General features: G+C 43.1%; 20 protein-coding genes. 15 read left to right on the top strand and 5 right to left on the bottom strand.

The features are described 5' to 3' along the window. Positions 1 to 22: 22 nt before the first annotated feature. Positions 23 to 460: a type IV pilin protein gene (locus tag OCV27_RS03370; RefSeq protein WP_125322768.1), complete on the bottom strand. Its 438-nt coding sequence runs from the start codon at positions 458 to 460 to the stop codon at positions 23 to 25. A gap of 103 nt (positions 461 to 563) precedes the next feature. Here OCV27_RS03370 and OCV27_RS03375 point away from each other — a divergent pair, with 103 nt between their 5' ends. From OCV27_RS03375 to tadA, 5 genes are all read left to right on the top strand, one after another. After that, positions 564 to 1,055: a GspH/FimT family pseudopilin gene (locus OCV27_RS03375; RefSeq protein ID WP_125322767.1), complete on the top strand. Its 492-nt coding sequence runs from the start codon at positions 564 to 566 to the stop codon at positions 1,053 to 1,055. After that, complete coding sequence (locus tag OCV27_RS03380) at positions 1,049 to 1,690, top strand: PulJ/GspJ family protein (protein WP_245986826.1); 642 nt, start codon at positions 1,049 to 1,051, stop codon at positions 1,688 to 1,690. The genes OCV27_RS03375 and OCV27_RS03380 overlap by 7 nt, the downstream gene beginning before the upstream one ends. 1 nt (position 1,691) lies before the next feature. Next, positions 1,692 to 3,020 (top strand): hypothetical protein, encoded by a 1,329-nt coding sequence (locus tag OCV27_RS03385; RefSeq protein WP_125322765.1) that lies wholly within the window; start codon positions 1,692 to 1,694, stop codon positions 3,018 to 3,020. After that, a complete protein-coding gene (locus tag OCV27_RS03390) occupies positions 3,010 to 3,405 on the top strand; it encodes a type IV pilus modification PilV family protein (RefSeq protein ID WP_125322764.1) in 396 nt (131 codons plus the stop codon). Before OCV27_RS03385 ends, OCV27_RS03390 begins: the two co-directional genes overlap by 11 nt. 143 nt (positions 3,406 to 3,548) lie before the next feature. Continuing rightward, on the top strand, positions 3,549 to 4,010 hold the full coding sequence (gene tadA, locus OCV27_RS03395; RefSeq protein WP_420919480.1) for a tRNA adenosine(34) deaminase TadA: 462 nt from the start codon (positions 3,549 to 3,551) through the stop codon (positions 4,008 to 4,010). A 129-nt stretch (positions 4,011 to 4,139) separates the two neighbouring features. On the opposite strand, the gene OCV27_RS03400 is transcribed toward tadA, so the two are convergent. Continuing rightward, positions 4,140 to 4,274, bottom strand: a complete 135-nt coding sequence (locus OCV27_RS03400) for a hypothetical protein (protein ID WP_281272884.1) — start codon at positions 4,272 to 4,274, stop codon at positions 4,140 to 4,142. A 105-nt stretch (positions 4,275 to 4,379) separates the two neighbouring features. Next, positions 4,380 to 5,900, bottom strand: coding sequence for a membrane-bound lytic murein transglycosylase MltF (gene mltF, locus OCV27_RS03405; protein WP_125322771.1), 1,521 nt, complete (start codon positions 5,898 to 5,900; stop codon positions 4,380 to 4,382). Between the two features lie 286 nt (positions 5,901 to 6,186). Between mltF and purL the strand changes: the two genes are divergently transcribed. Beyond that, positions 6,187 to 10,110 carry a phosphoribosylformylglycinamidine synthase gene (gene purL / locus OCV27_RS03410; protein ID WP_125322762.1) on the top strand — a complete coding sequence of 1,308 codons (3,924 nt, stop codon included), beginning with the start codon at positions 6,187 to 6,189 and terminating at the stop codon, positions 10,108 to 10,110. A gap of 127 nt (positions 10,111 to 10,237) precedes the next feature. Continuing rightward, positions 10,238 to 10,426: a DUF4250 domain-containing protein gene (locus OCV27_RS03415; protein ID WP_125322761.1), complete on the top strand. Its 189-nt coding sequence runs from the start codon at positions 10,238 to 10,240 to the stop codon at positions 10,424 to 10,426. Between the two features lie 15 nt (positions 10,427 to 10,441). Here the strand turns inward: OCV27_RS03415 and OCV27_RS03420 are convergent, their stop codons facing one another. Continuing rightward, a complete protein-coding gene (locus OCV27_RS03420; RefSeq protein WP_125322760.1) occupies positions 10,442 to 10,831 on the bottom strand; it encodes a nuclear transport factor 2 family protein in 390 nt (129 codons plus the stop codon). Positions 10,832 to 11,212: 381 nt separating this feature from the next. Between OCV27_RS03420 and OCV27_RS03425 the strand changes: the two genes are divergently transcribed. The 8 genes from OCV27_RS03425 (at position 11,213) to wecB (ending at position 21,242) form a co-directional block, all read left to right on the top strand. Beyond that, positions 11,213 to 13,552, top strand: coding sequence for a two-partner secretion domain-containing protein (locus OCV27_RS03425; RefSeq protein ID WP_125323081.1), 2,340 nt, complete (start codon positions 11,213 to 11,215; stop codon positions 13,550 to 13,552). Between the two features lie 15 nt (positions 13,553 to 13,567). Then, complete coding sequence (locus OCV27_RS03430) at positions 13,568 to 17,788, top strand: DUF637 domain-containing protein (RefSeq protein WP_125323080.1); 4,221 nt, start codon at positions 13,568 to 13,570, stop codon at positions 17,786 to 17,788. Next, positions 17,785 to 18,642 carry an immunity 49 family protein gene (locus OCV27_RS03435; protein WP_125323079.1) on the top strand — a complete coding sequence of 286 codons (858 nt, stop codon included), beginning with the start codon at positions 17,785 to 17,787 and terminating at the stop codon, positions 18,640 to 18,642. The genes OCV27_RS03430 and OCV27_RS03435 overlap by 4 nt, the downstream gene beginning before the upstream one ends. Before the next feature lie 139 nt (positions 18,643 to 18,781). After that, positions 18,782 to 19,117: a hypothetical protein gene (locus tag OCV27_RS03440; RefSeq protein ID WP_125323078.1), complete on the top strand. Its 336-nt coding sequence runs from the start codon at positions 18,782 to 18,784 to the stop codon at positions 19,115 to 19,117. 10 nt (positions 19,118 to 19,127) lie between these two features. Continuing rightward, positions 19,128 to 19,352 carry a hypothetical protein gene (locus tag OCV27_RS03445; RefSeq protein ID WP_125323077.1) on the top strand — a complete coding sequence of 75 codons (225 nt, stop codon included), beginning with the start codon at positions 19,128 to 19,130 and terminating at the stop codon, positions 19,350 to 19,352. A 14-nt stretch (positions 19,353 to 19,366) separates the two neighbouring features. Next, entirely contained in the window at positions 19,367 to 19,492 is a 126-nt protein-coding gene (locus OCV27_RS03450; protein WP_281272889.1) for a hypothetical protein, read from the top strand. Positions 19,493 to 19,523: 31 nt separating this feature from the next. Beyond that, the gene (locus tag OCV27_RS03455) at positions 19,524 to 19,694 is read left to right on the top strand and encodes a hypothetical protein (RefSeq protein ID WP_185759834.1); all 171 of its coding nucleotides are present in this window, start codon (positions 19,524 to 19,526) and stop codon (positions 19,692 to 19,694) included. Between the two features lie 423 nt (positions 19,695 to 20,117). After that, the gene (wecB, locus tag OCV27_RS03460; RefSeq protein WP_125323076.1) at positions 20,118 to 21,242 is read left to right on the top strand and encodes a non-hydrolyzing UDP-N-acetylglucosamine 2-epimerase; all 1,125 of its coding nucleotides are present in this window, start codon (positions 20,118 to 20,120) and stop codon (positions 21,240 to 21,242) included. 55 nt (positions 21,243 to 21,297) lie between these two features. Here the strand turns inward: wecB and OCV27_RS03465 are convergent, their stop codons facing one another. Further along, positions 21,298 to 21,849 (bottom strand): thiamine phosphate synthase, encoded by a 552-nt coding sequence (locus OCV27_RS03465; protein ID WP_245986846.1) that lies wholly within the window; start codon positions 21,847 to 21,849, stop codon positions 21,298 to 21,300. Between the last annotated feature and the right edge of the window lie 12 nt (positions 21,850 to 21,861).

The raw sequence follows: 21,861 nt of genomic DNA on the forward strand, positions 1-21,861 counted from the left end.
CCTGCAACCTATGCAGGCTTTGTTATTGCCAGCAATCTTTTGGAAACTCTCTGTTGCGAGCATCAAGGCTAAGGTAATTGGTGTTGCTAATGATTAAGCAGCTGTCTAGGGTCTGCTGGCTTTTCTCTTGGGCAATAGCTTTGATTAAGTATAGCGAATCTGCATCACTGTTTATTTCAAATAGAAAACGTTCAGGCTCGGAATTGCAGAAATCGCATCTTCCCCCAGACACTAAATCTTCCCATTCATATCCTCCCTGATAGCGAGCTTCAAGCTCCAGTTGCAGCTTGGCTAGGTCGCCAATCGCCACGGTTCTATGCGCCTTTCTGATTTGCTGTTGATAATTTGGGTAAGCCACCAGAGCTAACACACTGATTAAAGCCATAACAATTAATAGTTCGATTAAGGTCATTGCATTTAAACTTTTCTTACTTTGATTGCAGTGAATTACAAGCTTCATCTCGAATCCTATTCAATGTTGAGCATGCTGTATTGTTGAGTAGTGTTAGCATCAAACCAAGTATGGTTTTGGGCACATTGATTGTTGCAGGAGAAGTTGAGAAATGCCTCGTGGATTTACACTGCTTGAATTGGCGATAGTTATTGGGCTGATAAGCCTGACTCTGCTATGGGCAGTGCCTAGTTTTCGCTCAGTGTCAGATACCACCAAGATGACTCGATTAGCAAATGAATTACGCGGGTTTGTCTTACTAGCAAAATCACAGGCTATGTTACGTAGGCAGCCTTTATGGGTTCACTTTAGCCACACTGATTCCAGTTGGGAACTGAGTCTGACGGATAAACAGGATGCAGCACAAGGTTCTGTGTTGATGAGCCTGTCCGGTGAACCTTTTAAAGATCTTGCACTTAGTTCAAATTACAGCGCGAACCGAATCAGTTTTGATGCTACCCATGGACGGCCTAAGAGCGGAAGATTGGTATTTCATCCTATGGCTAATCCCTACCTTTTACTTGAACTTAGAACCCATTTTCGTTCTGCGATTGTTCGAGTATGTGCACCCAGAATAGCTCGTTTAGGCTATGGCGTGTGTTGAAATCAAAGCATCATCACAAGGGTATCAGTCTTGTCGAATGCTTGGTTTCGGTTGCCATTAGTATGATGGTCATTACTAGTGTGATCAGTTTACTGCTGCACAATGCCCGAGTAGCTAATAAAAGCATGCAGCGAAGGTTACTGACTCAAAATACTCATAGCGTTGCGCAGATGATGAAGCATGACTTATATCGAGCTGGCTATGGCGGCGACTATGGCCAAAGCATCAAGATATCAGGTTCCGAAGATGTGTTTTTTATTTACCAAGATGTGAATACTACCTTGATTGCTTACGCGTATCTTTCCGGGGAATTAGGTACAGAGAGTGCGTATACCAATGTGGTCTATCAGCAAGATAGTCAATATCAAGATATGCTGAGGGTGTGTGAAACTAAGCTACCAAGAGTTATGTCAGTTATTGAAGCTACAAGCTTTAACACTCATTTTGGCAATACGTGCAATACCTTGTTTGATAGTAAACAGATAGTCGTTAAGGCATTTGAATTAGAGATGGCATTATTACCGGTCGATTCCTCTTTATTTGCGGTGTTAAATGTCAATATCATCACAGCTTTGACGGTTTGGCCTGAAAAAACCACTTCAGTCTCTTTTACCATCAATCCAAGGAACCCTTAAAGTGAAACCGGAATCTGGTGCTACGACCATCATTATAACGAGTGTGCTGGTAGGTCTGATCCTGATGCTGGTAATGGCAAGTGCTAAAGGTGTTTTGTATCAGCTCAAACACAGCAATAATCAAATTGACAGTCGTCGTTCATATTGGCAAGCCGAAGGTGGGCTTGAATGTGCATACGCGAAGATGTGGCGCAGTGGAAGATTGATGCAAAATTTCAGTGATTGTATTGCGATGCTGAGTTTAGATGAACTGAAAATTGAGCAAGGAACGCCTAATATCATTCGCTCTAGCAGTGGTTATGTCACTTTGAGTAAAGCTTTCTATTTACCTGAGCTACAAATAAAAAGCCCCATAACAACAAGATCGCATTTGCTGGTCAATGGCAATTTAGCTATTGCCCCCAGTATTGGCCCGAGAATAAATCATACTGATTGGCAGTGCTATTCGCTGCGCTATGTTGGAGAGCTTTATGCGCGAAGTTTTTCAAGCAAGCAGCCTTACCAATTAGATCCTGCTTCTCGCTATTTTCCTAGCGTGAATAGCTTTTCTAGGGTGAATAGCTTTTCTAGCATAAATAGTCTTACACACCAAAAATGCTCAGACTCATATTTTACCAGCCTAGCATGGCGGTTAGAAGATACTCTAAATGACTTTAGTTTTGAGCCTGACATTGACCCTTTTAAGGAGGTGTTTAATCTGGAACGCCACGATTGGTTTAGTGTGATGTCTGATACGTCTCGGCTAGCGCATGTGCCCATTTGGCTAACAGAGTCGATGCCCACGGATGCTACCCAACTGCCAAAGTCTAAGTTTATCGATAACTGTGGCCAGGAAGTTGTTAGTTTAGTGAAAGCTGCTCATGAGTTGATCTGGGTGTATGGCGGGTGTGAGATTAGCGAAGATGATGTATATTTGCTAAATCTTGCTATCGAAACTCATCTAGAGTCTGGCTTGGTGCTGGTTTTTCATAACGGTATTGTTTCTATTTCAGCTCAGCAGCCACTTAAAGGATTGATCTATCATTTGGTGACGTCCGATTTAGCAGAGCAAGACAGTGATTGGTCAAAGACCGCGAATGACAAGCCTCCATCAGTTTTGGAGCAAACGATAGAGCAACTGTCGTTTGTCACCCGGTTAACCAAACAGCAAGTGAGTTATTTTCAAAATGGCCGTTTTTATCCACTTGGAGGCTTAGTACTCGATGCTCCTAATCATTATGCTTTAGTTAATGGCTCTCTGAATACAGAGTACCGTAAGCATGTGACTGAAGCTGCTGCTCGTAATTTTCACTTTTTAAGATGGGTTTTAGGCAGTTGGTATGATTTCTAATCAAGCTGGCACAAGTTTGATAGAAGTATTGATCGCGCTTGCAATAGTCGCTGTGAGTGCGATGGGGCTGGTGAAACTCCATATTGATATTGAAACTAAAGCTGGAATGGCGGAAAAAAGATTGGCTGCTCTTAATGTGGCTGAGTCTAGGTTGGAAGCCTTCTCTGCTTATGGATATTGGCCAGAAGACTGTCGTTCGGCAGGTGAGTGTATTCCTCTTAGCTATGGTCAGTTGCAAATACATTGTACAGCAGAGTCTATGTTACTTGACGGCACGCAAGCCCAAAAAGTCAAGATTGATGTTTGCTGGCAAGGACGGCACGGACATGTCTATTCGGTCAGCCTTAATACCTTGTTTTCCTCGCAGGTAACGGCCGCCCCTTAAAGTGGGTTAAAGTTATTATGCTATAGCATAAATATGGGTGCTTTTACTTATCTTGAGTTAATTGTAAAATTAGTTAATACCCAGATATATTTTCAGGAGCTCCTTTGCCATCGCCTCAATTTAGCGAACAAGATCATTTATTTATGCGCAGGGCCATAGAGCTAGCAGCACAGGCTGAACGAGAGGGAGAAGTGCCTGTAGGCGCGGTACTTGTAAGAGAGGGAAAGGTAATTGCTGAGGGTTGGAATCAATCTATTGCTCAGCATGATGCGACCGCTCATGCAGAAATGCAGGTATTACGTAAAGCTGGGCAGAAGTTAAAAAACTATCGACTGCTTGATACCATCTTATACGTGACACTTGAGCCTTGCCCAATGTGTGCAGGTGCACTGTTGCATAGCAGAGTACAGCGGATTATATTTGGAGCACCAGATTTAAAGTCGGGCGCTGCGGGTACCGTTTTAAACTTGTTCGAGCATCAAGCCGCTTATCACTATGCAGAGGTAAAGCAAGGATTATTAGAAGAGGAGTGTAGGATACAGCTTCAAGCCTTTTTTAAACGCCGCCGCAAAGAAAAAAAAGCTCTCAAGCAGGCAAAAGGTTAATGGCCTGCAAAATATTAAGAGTCTAGATATCTTTCGCTATTTATTGAGCATAGAAAGATGTCAGACTCTATCCCAGATGTTTACTAGTAATGGATGTTATTACTAATAATAACGGTTTACTAATAGAGACTAAGTGCAGATGAGCTGCATAAAGGCTCGATGACGTGCAATGACTTTTTTCTTGTTATTACTGAGCATTCTTTTGCGACGATTGGCCGCAACGGTTTTATTAAAGCGTCTTGACTGAACTTTGTTTCTACGCATAAAAACACCCTCCTAAGCAGGCGTATATTTTTGATACCGATTACTATGTGTGGGCGCAGAGCAATAATTCAAGTGCTTAAATGCACTTGAATTATTAAACTTTAATTACTCTTGCGTTTGCTCAGGTAAGGCAGCTTCTGCTGTGGAGAGTTCAACTTCTGGAAGTTCAGTCTCTGGAAGTTCAATTACAGCCAGGTCGTCAATATTAACATCGCTATTCTCGATCGGTTTTTGATCAATGTGGCCGATGATGCTTTGATAGTAACGGCGAATATTTTCGACATAATTTTTAGCTTCATCTCCTCTCGCATAACCATAGCGTGTTTGGCTGAAGTATTTCTTCTGGCGAAGTAGTGGCAAACGATCTTTGACATCGACCCACGAGTTGGGGTTTGCCCCTTGCGTTTTGGTCAGTCTTCTTGCGTCCATCATGTGTCCGTATCCGACATTGTAGGCTGCAAGCGCAAACCAGATTTTTTCATGCATGGCGACAGAATCAGGAATACGAGAGACCATACGTCGTAAGTACTCAACTCCCCCGCGTACCGATTGCTGCGGGTCGAGGCGGTTAGTGACTCCGACACTTTTCGCTGTTGGTAAGGTCAGCATCATCATACCACGTACACCTGTAGGGGATTTTGCGCGTGGATTCCAATGAGACTCTTGATAAGCTAAAGCGGCGACCAAGCGCCAATCAAATTCGTCAGAATATTGTTTAAATAGTTGTGACCATTGTGGAAGTTTGCTATTCAACGCTCTGATAAAAGCGCGCGTGTCGACATAATCAAAGCTACCAATATGGCCAATATATTTTTCTTCTAGTGAGGCAAGGAGCCCAGATTGTTTGGTATAACCAAAAAATTCAATCATCAAGGCATATAGGCTTTCATCTTCGGAGCGGCGCACAAACCATGAAATGGGTTGGTCTTCGGTAAGCTCAAAAGCAATTGCGATTTCGGGATAAATTCTCTGTGAAAGAGATAATTCCACAGAGTCCGCGACAGTAAACATCAGTTCACCTTGGGCAACTTGTTTTAGCAAATCGCTGACTTCTGCTTCTGGATCGACTTCAAACACAAAATCAGGATGTTCTTTTTGCCTGATAGTGTCGAGCGTTTTTTTTACATGAGAGTCACTAACGATTTTGAGCATGGCAGCCGGTTCATCATTGGCGTCATGTTTGCTGACTAGCTGCTCTAGATTCCGTGGTCGCCAATTACCTTTTTTGTAGACGACTTGTTGACTGACATAGTAATACGCAGGGCCGGGGCGAAAACGCTCCATTCGTTCAGGCGATAGAATAAGGCCTGCTGCAATGACATCAATCTCGCCTTTTTCAAGTGCAGGGTAGAGTGACGATATTCGATAGGCGGGCTTCATCTCAAGCTGAACACCAAGCTCATTGGCAAACTCACGTGCCAATTCATAATCCAAACCAGCAGGGCCATCAGGGCCAATATAATAGGAAAGCTGGTTATTTAACGTACCAACGCGTAGTACACCGCGCTCACGAATTTGGTCTAAGTCATTTTTAGGCTCAGATTCGATTTGGCAGCCGGACAAGATTAAGGCAGAAACCAACAAGGTGCTGATGGATGTCCAACGTTTTAAGTAATGCTTCTTCATTGACCACATTCTCATACTTCCATTATGAGCATTTATATCAGAGTGTCGTGACAAGGCAAGCCAATCAGACCCCGTTGCGACTAAAGATTTAAAATTACGATTGCTGCGATAATTCAAATTTGCTGAAAAAATGACGCAAACGGTTGCCTTTGGTGTTACATCACAAAAATAAATCCTTTATAATGCTGCTCGAAACAGCGAGGTAGCATCGGCATAAGTTTGAGGGGTTTTCATATAACCTCCTGAGTTTATTCCCATATTACCTTAATACAAGAGACCTAAGCACATGAGAATTTTGCGTGGCTCCCCAGCTCTTTCTGAGTTTCGTGTTAACAAACTACTCGAACTTTGCCGTGAACAAGACTTGCCTGTTATAGGAGTTTACGCTGAGTTTATGCATTTTGCTGATCTAACTGAAGACCTAAACTCGTCTGAGCTTGAGAAAGTCGAAAAGCTTTTGACTTATGGGCCAACGATAGAGGAGCATGCGCCGCAAGGTCTGTTACTCTTGGTGACGCCGCGTCCGGGGACCATCTCACCTTGGTCTTCAAAATCAACCGATATCGCCAACAATTGTGGTTTGGATAAAATCAAGCGCCTTGAACGTGGTACTGCGTATTATCTAGATACCTCTTCTTCGCTGACAGAGGATCAAGTTCAGCAAGTTAAAGCCATTATTCATGATCGCATGATGGAAGTGGTGTTTACTGAATTTGAATCTGCGTCGGCTTTATTTACAGTTGCAGAGCCGGCACCTGTTGCTGATGTGGATATTCTCAGTGGTGGACGTGCGGCGCTCGAAAAGGCGAATCTGACGCTGGGTCTCGCTTTAGCAGAAGATGAAATTGATTACTTGGTTGAGAGCTTCACGACACTTGGCCGTAATCCAAACGATATTGAACTTATGATGTTTGCTCAGGCCAACTCGGAGCATTGCCGACATAAAATCTTTAATGCCGATTGGACAATTGATGGCGTTGAGCAGCCTAAGTCTCTATTTAAAATGATTAAAAATACCTATGAGACGACACCTGAGCACGTATTGTCTGCGTATAAAGACAATGCTGCGGTAATGACAGGTTCGAAAGTAGGTCGTTTCTTCCCAGATCCTACGACTCGTCAGTATGGCTATCATCATGAAGATACCCATATTTTGATGAAAGTAGAAACGCATAACCACCCAACAGCCATCTCCCCATGGCCGGGCGCATCAACAGGATCCGGTGGTGAGATTCGTGATGAAGGCGCAACCGGAATTGGAGGTAAGCCCAAAGCGGGTTTGGTCGGTTTTACTACCTCTAACCTTCGTATTCCTGGTTTTGAGCAGCCTTGGGAAACCAATTTTGGCAAACCAGATCGCATAGTCAATGCGCTGGATATTATGCTTGAAGGCCCACTTGGTGGCGCTGCATTTAATAATGAATTTGGCCGTCCTAATCTGCTGGGTTATTTCCGTACTTACGAAGAAAAAGTCACTTCACATGCTGGTGAGGAAGTACGTGGTTACCATAAACCTATCATGATTGCTGGTGGTATGGGTAACATCCGCGATGATCACGTCCAAAAGAAAGAAATTCCAGTTGGGGCGAGCCTAATCGTTTTAGGTGGTCCAGCGATGAATATTGGCCTTGGTGGTGGCGCGGCTTCGTCAATGGCTTCAGGTCAATCAGCAGAAGATTTAGATTTTGCTTCAGTGCAGCGTGAAAACCCTGAAATGGAACGTCGCTGTCAGGAAGTCATCGATCGTTGCTGGCAGTTGGGTGATGATAACCCAATCGCCTTTATTCACGATGTGGGTGCTGGTGGTATTTCTAATGCGCTTCCAGAACTGGTTGATGACGGCGAACGCGGCGGTAAATTCCAGCTACGTGATGTACCCAATGACGAGCCGGGAATGAGCCCACTTGAAATCTGGTGTAACGAGTCTCAGGAGCGTTATGTGTTGGCGGTTGCTAAACAAGATATGCCTGTATTTGAAGCTATTTGTCAGCGTGAACGCGCGCCTTATGCTGTCGTTGGCGAGGCAACTAAAGAGCGCCATCTGACTTTAGAAGACTCGCATTTTGACAATACGCCCATTGATATGCCAATGGATATTCTGCTTGGTAAGGCGCCAAAGATGCACCGCGATGCAACCACGCTAAAGGTGGATAGCCCTGCAATTAATCGTGATGATATTGAAATCAATCAAGCGGTTGATCGCGTGTTGCGCCTTCCTGCGGTTGCTGAAAAAACCTTCCTGATTACCATTGGTGACCGCACGGTGACAGGTCTTGTTGCGCGCGACCAAATGGTGGGACCTTGGCAAGTACCGGTAGCTAACTGCGCAGTGACCGCTGCAAGTTACGACACTTACCACGGCGAAGCCATGTCAATGGGTGAACGCACCCCCGTCGCCCTACTAGACTTTGCTGCTTCTGCACGTTTGGCGGTTGGAGAAGCGTTAACTAATATTGCTGCCACGGATATTGGTGATATCAAGCACATTAAATTGTCAGCTAACTGGATGTCGCCAGCCGGTCACCCAGGTGAAGATGCAGGTTTATACCAAGCAGTAAAAGCCGTTGGTGAAGAGTTGTGTCCTGCGCTTGGCTTGACCATTCCTGTTGGTAAAGACTCTATGTCGATGAAAACAAAGTGGCAAGATAACGGCGAAGACAAGAAAGTGACTTCACCACTGTCACTGGTTATTACCGCCTTTGGCCGAGTTGAAGATGTGCGCAAAACCATCACGCCACAGCTTTTAACACCGGCGACGTCACAAGGCTTAGGTGAGACTTCGCTGGTGCTGATTGATTTAGCTAACGGTAAGAATCGCCTTGGCGCGACGGCGCTTGCGCAAGTATACAAGCAATTAGGTGATAAACCTGCCGATGTCGATAATGCTGAGCAGCTAAAAGGCTTCTTTGATGCGATGCAGACTCTGGTGCGCAAAGACAAGCTGCTTGCTTACCATGATAAAGGCGATGGCGGCTTAGTTGTGACTCTGGCTGAAATGGCATTTGCTGGCCATTGTGGCGTGCGGGTTGATATTGCTGAAATGGCAAGCGCTGCACAAGAGCAAGATGTATTGGCTACCCTGTTTAACGAAGAACTTGGCGCAGTAGTGCAAGTGAGTAACGATGAGCTAGATTCTGTTCTCTCTATTTTATCCGCTCACGACCTTGAAAACTGCTCTCATGTTATTGGCAGCGTAGAAACGTCAGATAAGTTCGTCATCACATTGGCTGATGAAGTCATCATTGATCGCTCACGTACTGATCTTCGCACTATTTGGGCAGAAACCACGCATAAAATGCAAGCGCTGCGTGATAACCCAGCGTGCGCCGATCAAGAATTTGCAGCTAAGCAAGACGATGCTGATCCAGGCTTGAATGTGTCTTTAAGCTTTGATGTTAACCAAGATATTGCAGCGCCTTATATTGCCACTGGCGCGAAGCCGAAAATGGCGATTTTACGTGAGCAAGGTGTTAACTCTCACGTTGAAATGGCCGCAGCGTTTGATAGAGCTGGTTTTGAATCAACCGATATTCATATGAGTGACATTCTAACTGGTCAAGCAGCACTGGATGAGTACCACGGCCTTGTCGCTTGTGGTGGCTTCTCTTATGGTGACGTACTGGGCGCGGGTGAAGGTTGGGCAAAATCTATCTTGTTTAATAATGCGGCTCGTGAGCAATTTGAAGCCTTCTTTAATCGTGACAATACTTTCTCATTGGGTGTGTGTAACGGCTGTCAGATGCTGTCCAATCTCAAGGGGTTGATTCCGGGGGCTGATCTTTGGCCACGGTTTGTGCGCAATCAATCTGAGCGTTTTGAAGCCCGCTTTAGTTTGGTTGAAGTGCAAAAATCTGATTCGGTTTTCTTTGATGGAATGGCTGGCTCACGGATGCCAATTGCGGTTTCCCACGGTGAAGGCCAAGTAGAAGTTGAAGGTGGCGATCATCTTGCCGCGATAGAGCAATCTGGCACAGTAGCTATACGTTATGTCGATAACTTTGGCAAACCGACTCAGCAGTACCCGAATAATCCAAATGGTTCGCCAAATGCAATCACAGGTTTAACCACTCAAGATGGCCGTGTAACCATTATGATGCCGCACCCAGAGCGTGTGTTCCGCACTGTGGCAAATTCATGGGCGCCGCAAGATTGGGGTGAAAATGGCGCTTGGATGCGTATGTTCCAAAACGCGCGTAAGAACCTAGGCTAAGTCGGTATTTCATTTCTAAATACAAAGATAAAAAGCGCAGGCCATTGGCTTGCGCTTTGTTTTTCATTAATAGAAAAATAGGGCGTTTTTGTTATAGTAAGTTTATTTTGTCCGCTAAGGAAAACCAATGAGCCTAGAACATTTTGAGACCATGGATACCTTTATCCTACTTAGCATGGTGAATATGAAAATTCGCGATGAATTTGGTGACTTGGACAGCCTAGTCCGATTTTATGATATTGATAAAACCAAGCTGGAAGAAAAACTCGCAAAAGCCGGCTTTGAATATTTAGCCGAAGCTAAGCAGTTTCGCTAAGCCTTTGGCCGCCCCTTAGTGGCGACTGCCCAAATCTTCATCATGCGCTTGCCCTTGTATCATTCGAGTTAGCTCCTGACAGCGAACAATTTTGCCCTCGGTGAGGGTAAAGTTGGCAATAACCTCAAACATCACATTTTCTCCATTTGCTTTCTCGGCAGATACTTGGTGGTGAGTAAACACATGCTCTCCTTCAGCAGCGCAAGCCAAAATAGTAATGCGCCTATTTTTAGTATCTTTTTTAAGCTTGGCCACGTGGGTAACAAATTCTGCATAATCTAGCTCTAAACCATTTACGGTTTGTTGATAATTTGGCGCAAAGTATTGCGCAATTTCAGCTTCGTCAAACTCAGGATTGGTAAGCAAAACTTGCAGTGCATTTAAAGTTAGCGTTCGGTTGTTCATTTCTTTTTTCCTCATCGGTATGGATAGGATACAGATTACCGAAATTATCAATGGCGAGATTTCGATATAAAGACAATAGGTTTATTTATCTAGCCAATAATGAGCCACGCAGAATTGTGATGCTTGACAACCAAGGAGCAAGGTTTAGGCCGAAAATTCTCTTATTTAAGATTTCTCTAATTTAAGTGTTTGAATCAATAAATTAAAATAATAAATTCATTGTGAGCAATATCAATTTATGTAATTGATAAGTTTAATGTATGCAAGTGAAGGGCTAAAGTTCGTCATTTTTATAAAAAAATATATATAAATGCTCAGGTGAAATAAGTTCAACTTGTTGCCTGTTGCGTCATGTCCCGCAAATAAAACGACAATTGGCCAATGAAAAATAAAACATTTTCTTTAGCAAGATCAGCCACATTTTACTTTACCATACTGGCTTTATCGCCTTTTTTTGCAAGTTTGAAATCTTATGCTGATGTAAAAACACCTTTGAGTGGTATTGGCGCAAATACTCCTGATATCATTAAAACTTCGACCAAATATTTGGTAAAAATTTCTAAATCCAACGAGTATGGCTATTCGCTGAATACGTTAAGTGAGCTGGATACAAAAGATAAAACTTTAGTACTTGCCAATTCACTGCAAATCAACCCTAAGCTTTCAGGTTCACCTGCTCAGACGATAGTCCTTGCCTTAAATGCCAACCAAATTGCATCGTTTTCTGAAATTCGTATTGAGGGACGGGCTGCAGATGTGGTCATTCTGGCACCCAAAGGTGTCAATTGTGATGGTTGCTCTGTGACTAATGCCGAACGTGTCACTTTGGCAACAGGTGAAGGCGTATATGAAAGTGGTGAGTTAACTAGTATTGCTCTGTCTTCCGGTGAGATTTCGGTTACTGGCTCTGGCTTTTCTGCCAGCGAAAGTAGCCTAATTGATTTTGCTGCTGGAAAAATCACCATTGATGCGCCTTTGACGACGAATATGAAAGGCCGTGTAGTAACACGAGCCAATAAAGAACTGAAAGAAATCGATACCGCTGGTAGCTTGCAGGTTTCAAACGGGGATGTGCAACTTATAGTGGGAGACAATGCATTTCGTTACGGCGACCGTCAGTCAGACGCCAGTTTTAATTCCTTTTCCGGTACTGCGCTTACTTTAACTTCGAATGCTGATATTACAGTTGGTAACTTACATCTAGAATCGACCTATGCGCAAGGTGATGTATCAATTGATGGCCGTATTCTTGCCAATGGCGCTTGGACATACGTTGGCCGCTACAACAATCAAAGTGTGGTTCCGTTAGAATCCGTCAATGTCAAATCTAATGGTGACATCCTTATCTATGATCAAATTATTGCCGCCAATAAGGTCGACCTTGAATCTACTCAAGATATACGCATTATTCCTGAAGGTGGAGTCGCTCGGTTTGGCATTGATAATATCCGTGCTGCTGAGATAAATATTGCTGCTGTCGGTACTATCGAAAATACTGGTGCGGTAGTCGGTGAAAGTGTCTATTTTTCATCTAATCAAGTTACTAATGAAGGTGATGTTGAAGCATCACGCGATATTTATATCAATGGCGAAGAAGAAGTCAGAAACCAGTTCGGCGGTGTGTTACTGAGTGAAAACATTTTGCTAAAGTCAGACCATGATGTGATAAATGGTTCACTATATCCGTTTCGACTTTTGCCAAAAAATGACCCTGCTACAGCGGGAGTAAAGGCACTTTCCAGAGCTAGCTCAATAAATGAAAAGCGAGTTGGTGCCCGTTTATCGGTACCGCCACCACCAGAAACTATGATGCCAGTAGAAGTAGCAAGTCTGGAAGCCTTTATTCTGGGACAGAATATCCGTATTGAAGCGAATCGATTTACCAATGGCAACCCTTATCATGTTGAACGTCAATCAGTAGAGTCTCCTGAGCTGTTGCTTGAATACAATAAAAGCAGCCAAGTCATAGTTTCGGCAGAAAACACTCTAGATCTTAGGCTTAAAGAGCGTTTTTGGAATATGTCATCCATTGCTGAGTCTTGGACTGGAAATACCGTTATTGAAGTGCCAGTGATTGATAATGAACGCTATTACTTATGGGCTGATACTTTTGCTTATACCGAAGATGTATCTAATAGTTCTACCTGTGAATGGTATATTTTCGGCAGATTTTGTATTAGAAGATCTAACCCGCAAGATATTTCAATAAAAAAATATCACCAATATATTAAGGCATTATCTCCACAAGCGAGAATTAATACTGGAGGTAGTCTGATTTTATCATCTCAGTCCTTTAACAACGAGCACAGTGCAGTTGAAGTGAAAAAAGATGTGGTAGGGACAGTAAATAATGTTTGGATGGAAGGCTTAAGTTTGCGTGATATCTGGGAAACCACAACAGTGACCCATCACCACAGAACTTATTGTACAAAAAGAGTGCTTCGTAGTTGCAGAAAAAGAAAAACTGATTATTGGACCACATCTAGGACTGATTTAACTAAAAACGAGGTGACTGCGCAATTTCCATTTGTGTTTTATGTCGATGGCCACATAAACAAAGGCTTTGGTAGCTGGCGCGTGAATATGCGCGATATCATTTTTGGTCCACATGCTACATCAGATAAACCTGTATCTAAGCCAAAGATAAAGCCAAGTAAGTACATTCCAATTATCAATTCTGGAATCACCTTCTTTATTCCTAATCCTAATTTTAAAGCATAAAAGGCAGTTGGTTAAATGAGCACAATAAAATCGCCTTTGTGGCAAAAAGTAACCTCTAATGCGTTGCTTGCAATTTTGCTAACACAGTTATCTTTTCCTGTGTATGCGTCAGTAAAAACCAGTGTAGCGTTAGAAGATATTCAATCAGCCATTACGTATAGTGCCCGTTATGAGTTAATGGAGTCAGTGGATGAATACCTTTATCGCGGTGCATTAGAGAAGAATGAACTGGGTGTATTTGATGGTTTTGGCCACTTTTTTGAACTCCTAAGTTCAGACCGTCCGGAATTGATCCCAGGCTATCAGCCTGAATCAGAACAGGGTATTGAGTTAACCAGTTTACCTCCGCGTTTTGGTTCACCTTATGTTGAGCGCGGTGTGATTCGTCAGCAGATGCAGCAAATATTGAATAAAAGCTGGTTGAGTAAACCAGGCTATTCCAGCTACAACGAACAAACTAAAAAGCTGTACGAAAATGCGGCCGCGTTTGCCAAGCAAAATAATTATCAGCTTGGTCAACGTTTAACTCAAGCACAGATTAGTACCTTAACAATAGATATCGTTTGGCCAGAAATTCGTGAGATTAATGGCCAGTCTTACTTGGTGCCATTTTTATATTTAACACCAGCAACAATAGAAGAGCAGCAATTACTTGAATCCACGTTTGTGGCAGATAGTGCCGAAATTAATACTCAAACTTTTGTGATTGATGGTGGCCGAGTTGAGTTTAAGCACAAAGCTTTGATTGATGTCGAGCAAGACTTCATTAATACCAGAGGGCATGTTAGTGGCCAAGAATTTACTATTCGAACAGGTCGCGAACTGCAAAACTTATCTGGCACCATTACTGGCGATGACGTGACTCTTATTGCCAATAAACTGACCAACAACACTTTAGTAACAAGGCTTGACTATGGTCACGGCTTTTCCGAGACCTTTAATCAAATTGGCAGCATTTCTGCACTAGGTAGCCTTAACCTTTCCTCAGCAACTGATGTTGTGAGTCATGGCGGCGAGTTTAGCTCGCAAGGTGAAATGAAGATCAGAGCGAATGGCAACATTATTCTTGTTCCTCAAGCGAGAAAAGATCAGCGTGCAGAGTCAGGCCAGCGTTGGTCGGATAGTGAGTCGTCTTTAGTTAACCTGCAAACTAACCTGTCTGCGGTGGATACCTTATCACTGATTGCTGGCGGGCAAGTTTTTATACAGGGAGCCGAAATTGAAAGTCAAGGGCTACTTCAAATCCTTGCAGGACATGGTATTACGCTAAAAAGTGCTGCCGATCTGAAATCTTTTGATCGCAAGTTTGAGGCCGAAAGTGGCGGTATTTTTGGTACTAAAGAGAGTGAAGCGGAAAGCGGTACAGAAGCAAAAATTGTTCGTACCTTGCTAAAGGCTGGGCAAAGCATGCTGCTCTCTACAGTGCACGGCAATGTATTACTTGAAGCCGTAACGGTTGATAATAAAGGCATGTCAAACATCATTGCTGAAAATGGTTCGATTGATTTTGAGCTGGCAAAATTGCTGGAGTCTTACAGTTATTCAAGTTCGTCTGAAGGAACGTTAGCCTACAGGCATAAAGGTCACGGTTATCAACGAGAAGTTGCTTATTACTCTGAGTTTGTCAATAGCGGTGGTTTATTCCTTGATGCCTCGACAGGAATAAGAATTCAGGTTGCTTCGGGCTCAAAAGATCTTGATCAAACGTTGGCTGAATTGGCTCAAAGTCCAGATTTGGCTTGGATGCAGGAAATTCGTAATAACCCTGAATATAGCGATATAGATTGGGAATCTGTTGAGCTAGTCATGAAAGAATGGGACTACGATCAGTCTGGCCTAAGCCCTGCGGCTATGGCGATTCTCGCTATCGCTATGGCTGTGGCGATGGGCCCTGGCGGCCTTGCAATAGCAGGGCCTGGGGCGGGTGCGACGATTACCATCTCTAACGTGGCGCTCGCTGCGGCGGTAAATGCAGGCTTTGGCGCTTTGGTGGTGCAAACATCTTCGAGTTTGCTTGCCAATGGGTTTGATGTTAATCAGACCATGAAGCATTTGGCGTCAAAACAGACCCTAACGAGTCTTGCGACAAGCATGGTAACCGCGGGTGTGTTAAGTGGTTTAGATATCCCCATGTTTGGCGGAGAAAACGGGGCTCAACTATCTCTAAGTGATGTGGTTGATGCTGCTGTTGGCGCGGGCAATGAGCTTGCTGCCCAAGCCATAATGCAGGTAATTAACTCAACCGTCACGACTGGTATTTCAGCACTTGCCAATGGCCATAGCCTTGACGAATTTGGTGATGCTTTTGTGCAAAGCCTTGCTATGTCTGCTGTAATGCGCATTGGTAAAGAGCTGGCTAACGATATAGGTGAGGCGGCAAGTACAGCTGATGGAAAAACACCAGACATTGATACCGCAACACAATATATCGCTCATGCCGCATTAGGTTGCGGGCTCGGTACTGCAATTTCAGGTATTAATGGCGGCAATAGTGATGCGAATCGTACTGGATGTGCATCAGGCGCTGCAGGTGGTGTGATCGGTGAATATGTTGCACAAACCTATTTAGAAGATATTACTGAGCTTGAAACTGACACTAAAGCCGTATCTGAAAAGCTTATTGAACATATCCAATCTCAAGGGGCGACGGATTTATCTCCTGAAGCATTAAAAGCTGAGCTACTAAGCTTGCAAGCTAGAGGGGCTGATATCTCGCGTTTAATGGCGGGTGTGACTGTGTTTGCCTTTGGCGGAAATGTTGATATTGCTATATCAACAGCAGGTAATGCGGCAGAAAACAATGCTCTTCATCTTATTTTAGTACTACTTGCATCAGAGCAGTCCATGGTTCTGCTTTCTTCTATTATGGTAGCGTACACAGCTAAAGAATTTGTCATGTCAGTGCCAGAGACCTTTGAGAAGGGGTCAAAACTTTACCGCATGTACACCAGTGGCAACAAAGCAGAAAAAGAAGCCGCCAAACAAGAGATGCTTGCTCTTGCCTTGCAGTTTGGCTTTGAAACGGCCGTAAGTATTACAATTGGTGGTGTCGCTACAGCGGTTACCAAACAAGTATTAAAAGAACAAGCATCGGTCGATGAAATTGCCGACTACCTTGCTCATAGGTTCTCGATGCAAGGTGATCAGGTTGCTAGTGATGTCTTTAGACAGGTCAGCAACAATATCAAATTTAAACGAGATCAGTATGATTTTTACCAAGAGAAAGGTGGCAGTGAAAACTATGATACTTGGTCAACAAAATTTGATGAAGAAACCTACCAAGCTCTAAAAACGGGCAAAATATCGCTTGATGACATCCGTTCCGATGGCCTTCCTGATATGGGCGATTACTTTAGGTACGTCCAGAAGAACGGGGATACATCGATTTCCAAAGAGCGTTATGTCCAGCAGCGCGAGAAAGGATTTACTATTGTAGGCCAAGGTTATTGGCAAAGAATCGACAAACGACAAGCTAATATACCCGATGACCCTAAGTATCATATAAACAAACGAGATATCGACTTGGGTATCGATGCGCAAAAAGATATGGCTGATTTTATACAGCGAGAGGTGAAGCTACCACCAAACGGAGAAATGTTCTCGGTGGAGCGTGCCATTACTCTAAGAAAAGAGAAGTATGACCTAGCGCAGAGATTAAAACGCAAAAACTTTGCACAAAATCGTGATCAAGTTCTGGCGCTAGATGCTGAAGTCAGAAATCTAGGCAATGCGTTAGGTGTCGCCCGTTTTGAGCATAATATCCGCTCTGAATTTGTCTCGGTTAGACCTTTGGCTTTTGAGGTTCCCGGGCGTGGAGAACAAGGACAGCTGGATGGCCTTTATGAAGTGGTGGATAAGTTTGGCGTGAAAAAGCTGATTAGTGGCGAAAGTAAAGCCAGCATTGGTAAACCGCATTACGGCACCCGTCAAGTTGGTACCAATGAGCAAGGTAATATCATTGATGCCAAGCAAGGCAGTGATGAATATCACAAAGCCATTTGGGGTAATATGCAAAAAAAATATGACAGTGCGATGGAGAGTAACAAGTATGATCTTGATTCAAGCTATCGTAATCAAACGGAGCAGTTGGGTGAAACACTCGATCTTTTAGAGGATTACAAAGCTTCAGGCACAGGCAGTTATATTGAATACCGTGGCGCTGAGCTTATCTTTAATAAAGATGGTAGTATTAAACGCACTAACAATATTAAGTTCGAGGTCTCGGCATCGCTATGAGAAAAGCATTAAAGTCGCATGTAGGAAACTTTAAAGGTAAGCAGCGAGTCTATGATGCGACGTTGAAAAGGTTTCTTAAAACTAACCAAAAGTGCTTAGAGGATGAAACCAAAACACGCTTTGGTTTTGAAACTGGTTATGAGAATCAGTTTAAGTTATTTGCGATTGGCCATCATTTGCCTTCAATCTCACAGCAAGAGGTGACAGAGCATGTATTGTCTGCCCAGCAATACTTAACCTTATGGCAGCGTACGCTGACTCAGCCTGAAGGGGATGTGGTGCCTTTTACCTATCAAGGTGTCGACTTTGAAGTACCGGCGAGAGGTAAAAAGCAACATATCCCATCACCAGACTGGCTTAATATGGTTTTTATAACCATTGTTGCAGGGAGATACCACGACTTAAATGCATTGATGGCACTATTGGACAGTAACCAAGTAGAATTTCTTGGAATTAACAGTTCGCTGCACTGTGAAATTGTCTTGCATATGCTTGGCCTTAAGACAAGCAATGATATTTCCGCAGCCATTGAACAGCTCACTGAGCTTATCGAAAATAAAGATACTTCTACTCTTGGAGAGTGGGTACCTTTTCATAGTATTACCATTACGTTAGGTTTTTTTGATGTAATGCGAGCAGTACATCAGCAAGATCAGGAAGGGTATCGCAACGCTATGCATCGAGCACTCGAAATGCACAAAGAGTGGTGGACGCATGATGAGGATTTTAGCGGCCGATTCCAAGGTTATGTATCTTTGCCTTTATTAACCGCTGCTCGATATGCCTATGAAAAATTCGGCTTTACCCTCGATTTTGAATCGGGCTATTTACCAACTTATGTGTATTTAAAATAACCTCTTAATTATTAATAAGTGTTCCACCCAATTATTTGGTGGAACACTCGCGGATAATAAATTAAATGAGTGCGAGAATAGTGGCTATTTTCGTGCTTGGTTGATGATTAAACTCGTATATAAATTTAGGAATAATCTAATGAAATTAAAGTTACTGCCATTTATGTTGATATTTTTTTCAACCTTTTCATTTGCAGATGAATGTGGAAGTTGGGGATGTATATCAACAATAGAAACCCTTTACACAAATGCTGAGGGGGTTATTTATATCGGTACCCCATTGGATGAAAAAAAAGCTAATTGCCAGCCAGTATCAGATGTTTATTTTACCCTCAACCCTAATGCTTCAAATGCGTCATATATTTATTCTAGTCTCTTATCTGCGTATATGGCAGGTAAAAAAATAGGGCTAAGAATTAAGGAAGGTCACCCTAAGTGTGAATTGTCATATGTCAATCTTAAATCTACATATTAGGAATTAGACTGTGATTAATAGAATTAATATTACAAAGTTATTGGGTTTTGTTCTAGTCTTGCTCTCAGGTATGACATTTGCAGGCCATACTAACCGTGATGTTACCATCACTCAGATACACCCTATATCATCGAATCGCCCTGCATCACCGAATACTCAAGATACGATTAGAGTGTATGTAAACCCTGCGCCTTGGGTGATACAGCTTGTCGTCATGATGCTGCTGATCTCTTAAAGGAAGACAGCCACTTGTTGTCATCTTTGTTAATGGCATGGACAACTGGAAAAGCGATAAAAATGGAAGTAGATGATCGCAGTGTTCCAACCGGAGGTAATGATATCGTCTGTCAGCTAACTGCGCTTTATGTTAATTAGTATTAAATTCTTTTACAATAATGGAAAAACGATGAAAAAATTGTTTTTTATTTTAGGTGGTCTATTTATTACTACGAGCGTAATGGCTGCAGATTATTATCGAAATAAAACCATAGTGGGTGCTGGCATCTACTATAATGGTGGCAATAGTATCCTATTTATCGATATTGACGGTGATAAATCAGGCATGCCTGCTTGTTGATTCTTCAGGCCGCCTAGCAATAGATAGCACTGCTCCTAACTTTAAAGAAATGGTAAGTTTTGCTTTAACCGCCTACACATCTAAACAAAATTCTGTTGATATCTATGTTACGCCAACGTGTAACTATTGGAGTAACTCACAAGATATAAAAGGTATTAAAATTGGCAGCATGCCTTTTTAAATGATCTCTAATTAGGAGATATTATTTTTAATGTCTCCTATGCCCTTGATTTGACGTTATTCACTTCACTGCTTCAATATCACACCTATGACCAACCGCCTATTAAAACTTCTCAAGTGAGTTAAAACGTCCAAGCTGCGCCTAGGGCACCTGTTATAGCCTAAGTCATCAATTTTCTTTTTAAAACTGAAAGTTTTTAAGGGGAAAGCTCAGCAGTATTTTAGAGTTATGGTGAATAGGTGATGGCGAAGAAAAAAATACTCACGGTTTTTGGCACTCGGCCAGAGGCAATAAAAATGGCGCCCTTGGTGCGTGCGCTAGCTAAAGATGCACGTTTTGAAGCAAAATGCTGCGTAACCGCGCAGCACAGAGAAATGCTTGATCAGGTGCTGGAGGTGTTCTCAATTACACCCGATTACGATTTAAATGTGATGCAGAAAGGTCAGACGCTTAATGAAGTCACCGCGCGTATTGTGCTTGAACTTAAACCGATATTAACAGCGTTTAAGCCTGATGTGGTTTTGGTCCATGGTGATACGGCCACTACCTTTGCTGCTAGTTTGGCCTCTTTTTATGAAAAAATTACCATTGGACATGTTGAAGCAGGGCTTAGAACGGGCGATCTCTATTCGCCGTGGCCAGAAGAAGCGAATAGGCGACTCACTGGTGTATTTGCGCATTATCACTTTGCGCCAACTTTGGCATCAAAAGCTAACTTAGTGGCAGAAAATGTCCCACAAAAGCGAATTTGTGTCACGGGTAATACGGTGATTGATGCTTTGTATCTTATCAAAGACAAAATCGCTTTCGATGCTAAGCTTAGCGCCAACCTTAAACGCCAGTTCCATTTTATAAATCCTCATAACAAGCTTGTTTTGGTCACAGGACATAGAAGAGAAAGCTTTGGCGCAGGGTTTGAACATATCTGCCAAGCGTTAGCGATGGTGGCTAAGGCTCACCCCAAAACGCAAATTGTGTATCCCGTGCATTTAAACCCTAACGTGCAAGAGCCCGTTAATCGCCTTTTAGCTGGTATTGATAATATCCTATTGATTGAACCTTTAGACTATTTACCCTTTGTCTATTTAATGGATAAAGCCGATATTATTTTGACCGATTCAGGAGGCATTCAAGAAGAAGCGCCCGCTTTAGGTAAGCCTGTACTAGTGATGAGAGAGACCACAGAGCGGCCAGAAGCGGTAGCAGCAGGCACGGTAAAATTGGTTGGTACTAAGGTGCAAAGCATTGTGCAGCAGCTTGATATATTGCTTCGCGATCAAGAGGCCTATAAAGCCATGAGTCTTGCTCATAATCCTTATGGCGATGGTAAAGCGTGCGCGAGAATATTGGCGCAATTGGCTGATTAGAAAAGTGAGTGCTTACTGACTTTTGGGGTGGGTGGCGTGATTTATATAAATCAAATCATTGCCAAAAATTACTCACTCCAGATACGCCATAAGCGCCGTGTTGTTGCGCCGTGGTGAGATCATCAGCACTCACTCCGCCTAGAGCAAAGACAGGCATGGCTGTAAGCTTGGCAAGCTGTGAAAAGCGTTGCCACCCAATCGGTGTGGCTTCTGGGTGACAACTTGCGATATGAACCGGAGAAATTGTCACAAAGTCACATTTTACGCTGTTGGCAATCTCTAGTTCAGCTTGATTGTGGCATGAGGCGGCGATATAGCGTGCCCCCGCTTTTTTGATATCTTTGATAAGCGCCGTATCTTGGGCATCTTTTGAGGTTAAATGGACGCCTTGGAAAGGGCCAAGCTGGCTGCCATCATAGGACGATGAGTTAATCAGCACTATACCAGTGAGTTTAGGGCCAAGGATTTGTTTTAGGTTTGTTAAAGAGTGAGTTTTGGCTCGGATTTGACTCATTTCATTGGCGCGGTTTTTCTCCAGCATTTTTATGATGGTGTCTAACTCTTCTTCATTACCCGTTATGGCGTACTTTCTTGGTAATTGGCTCAAGTTTTAGTCCTT

The organism is Vibrio pectenicida, from assembly GCA_024347015.1.
Classification (GTDB): Bacteria; Pseudomonadota; Gammaproteobacteria; order Enterobacterales; family Vibrionaceae; genus Vibrio; species Vibrio pectenicida.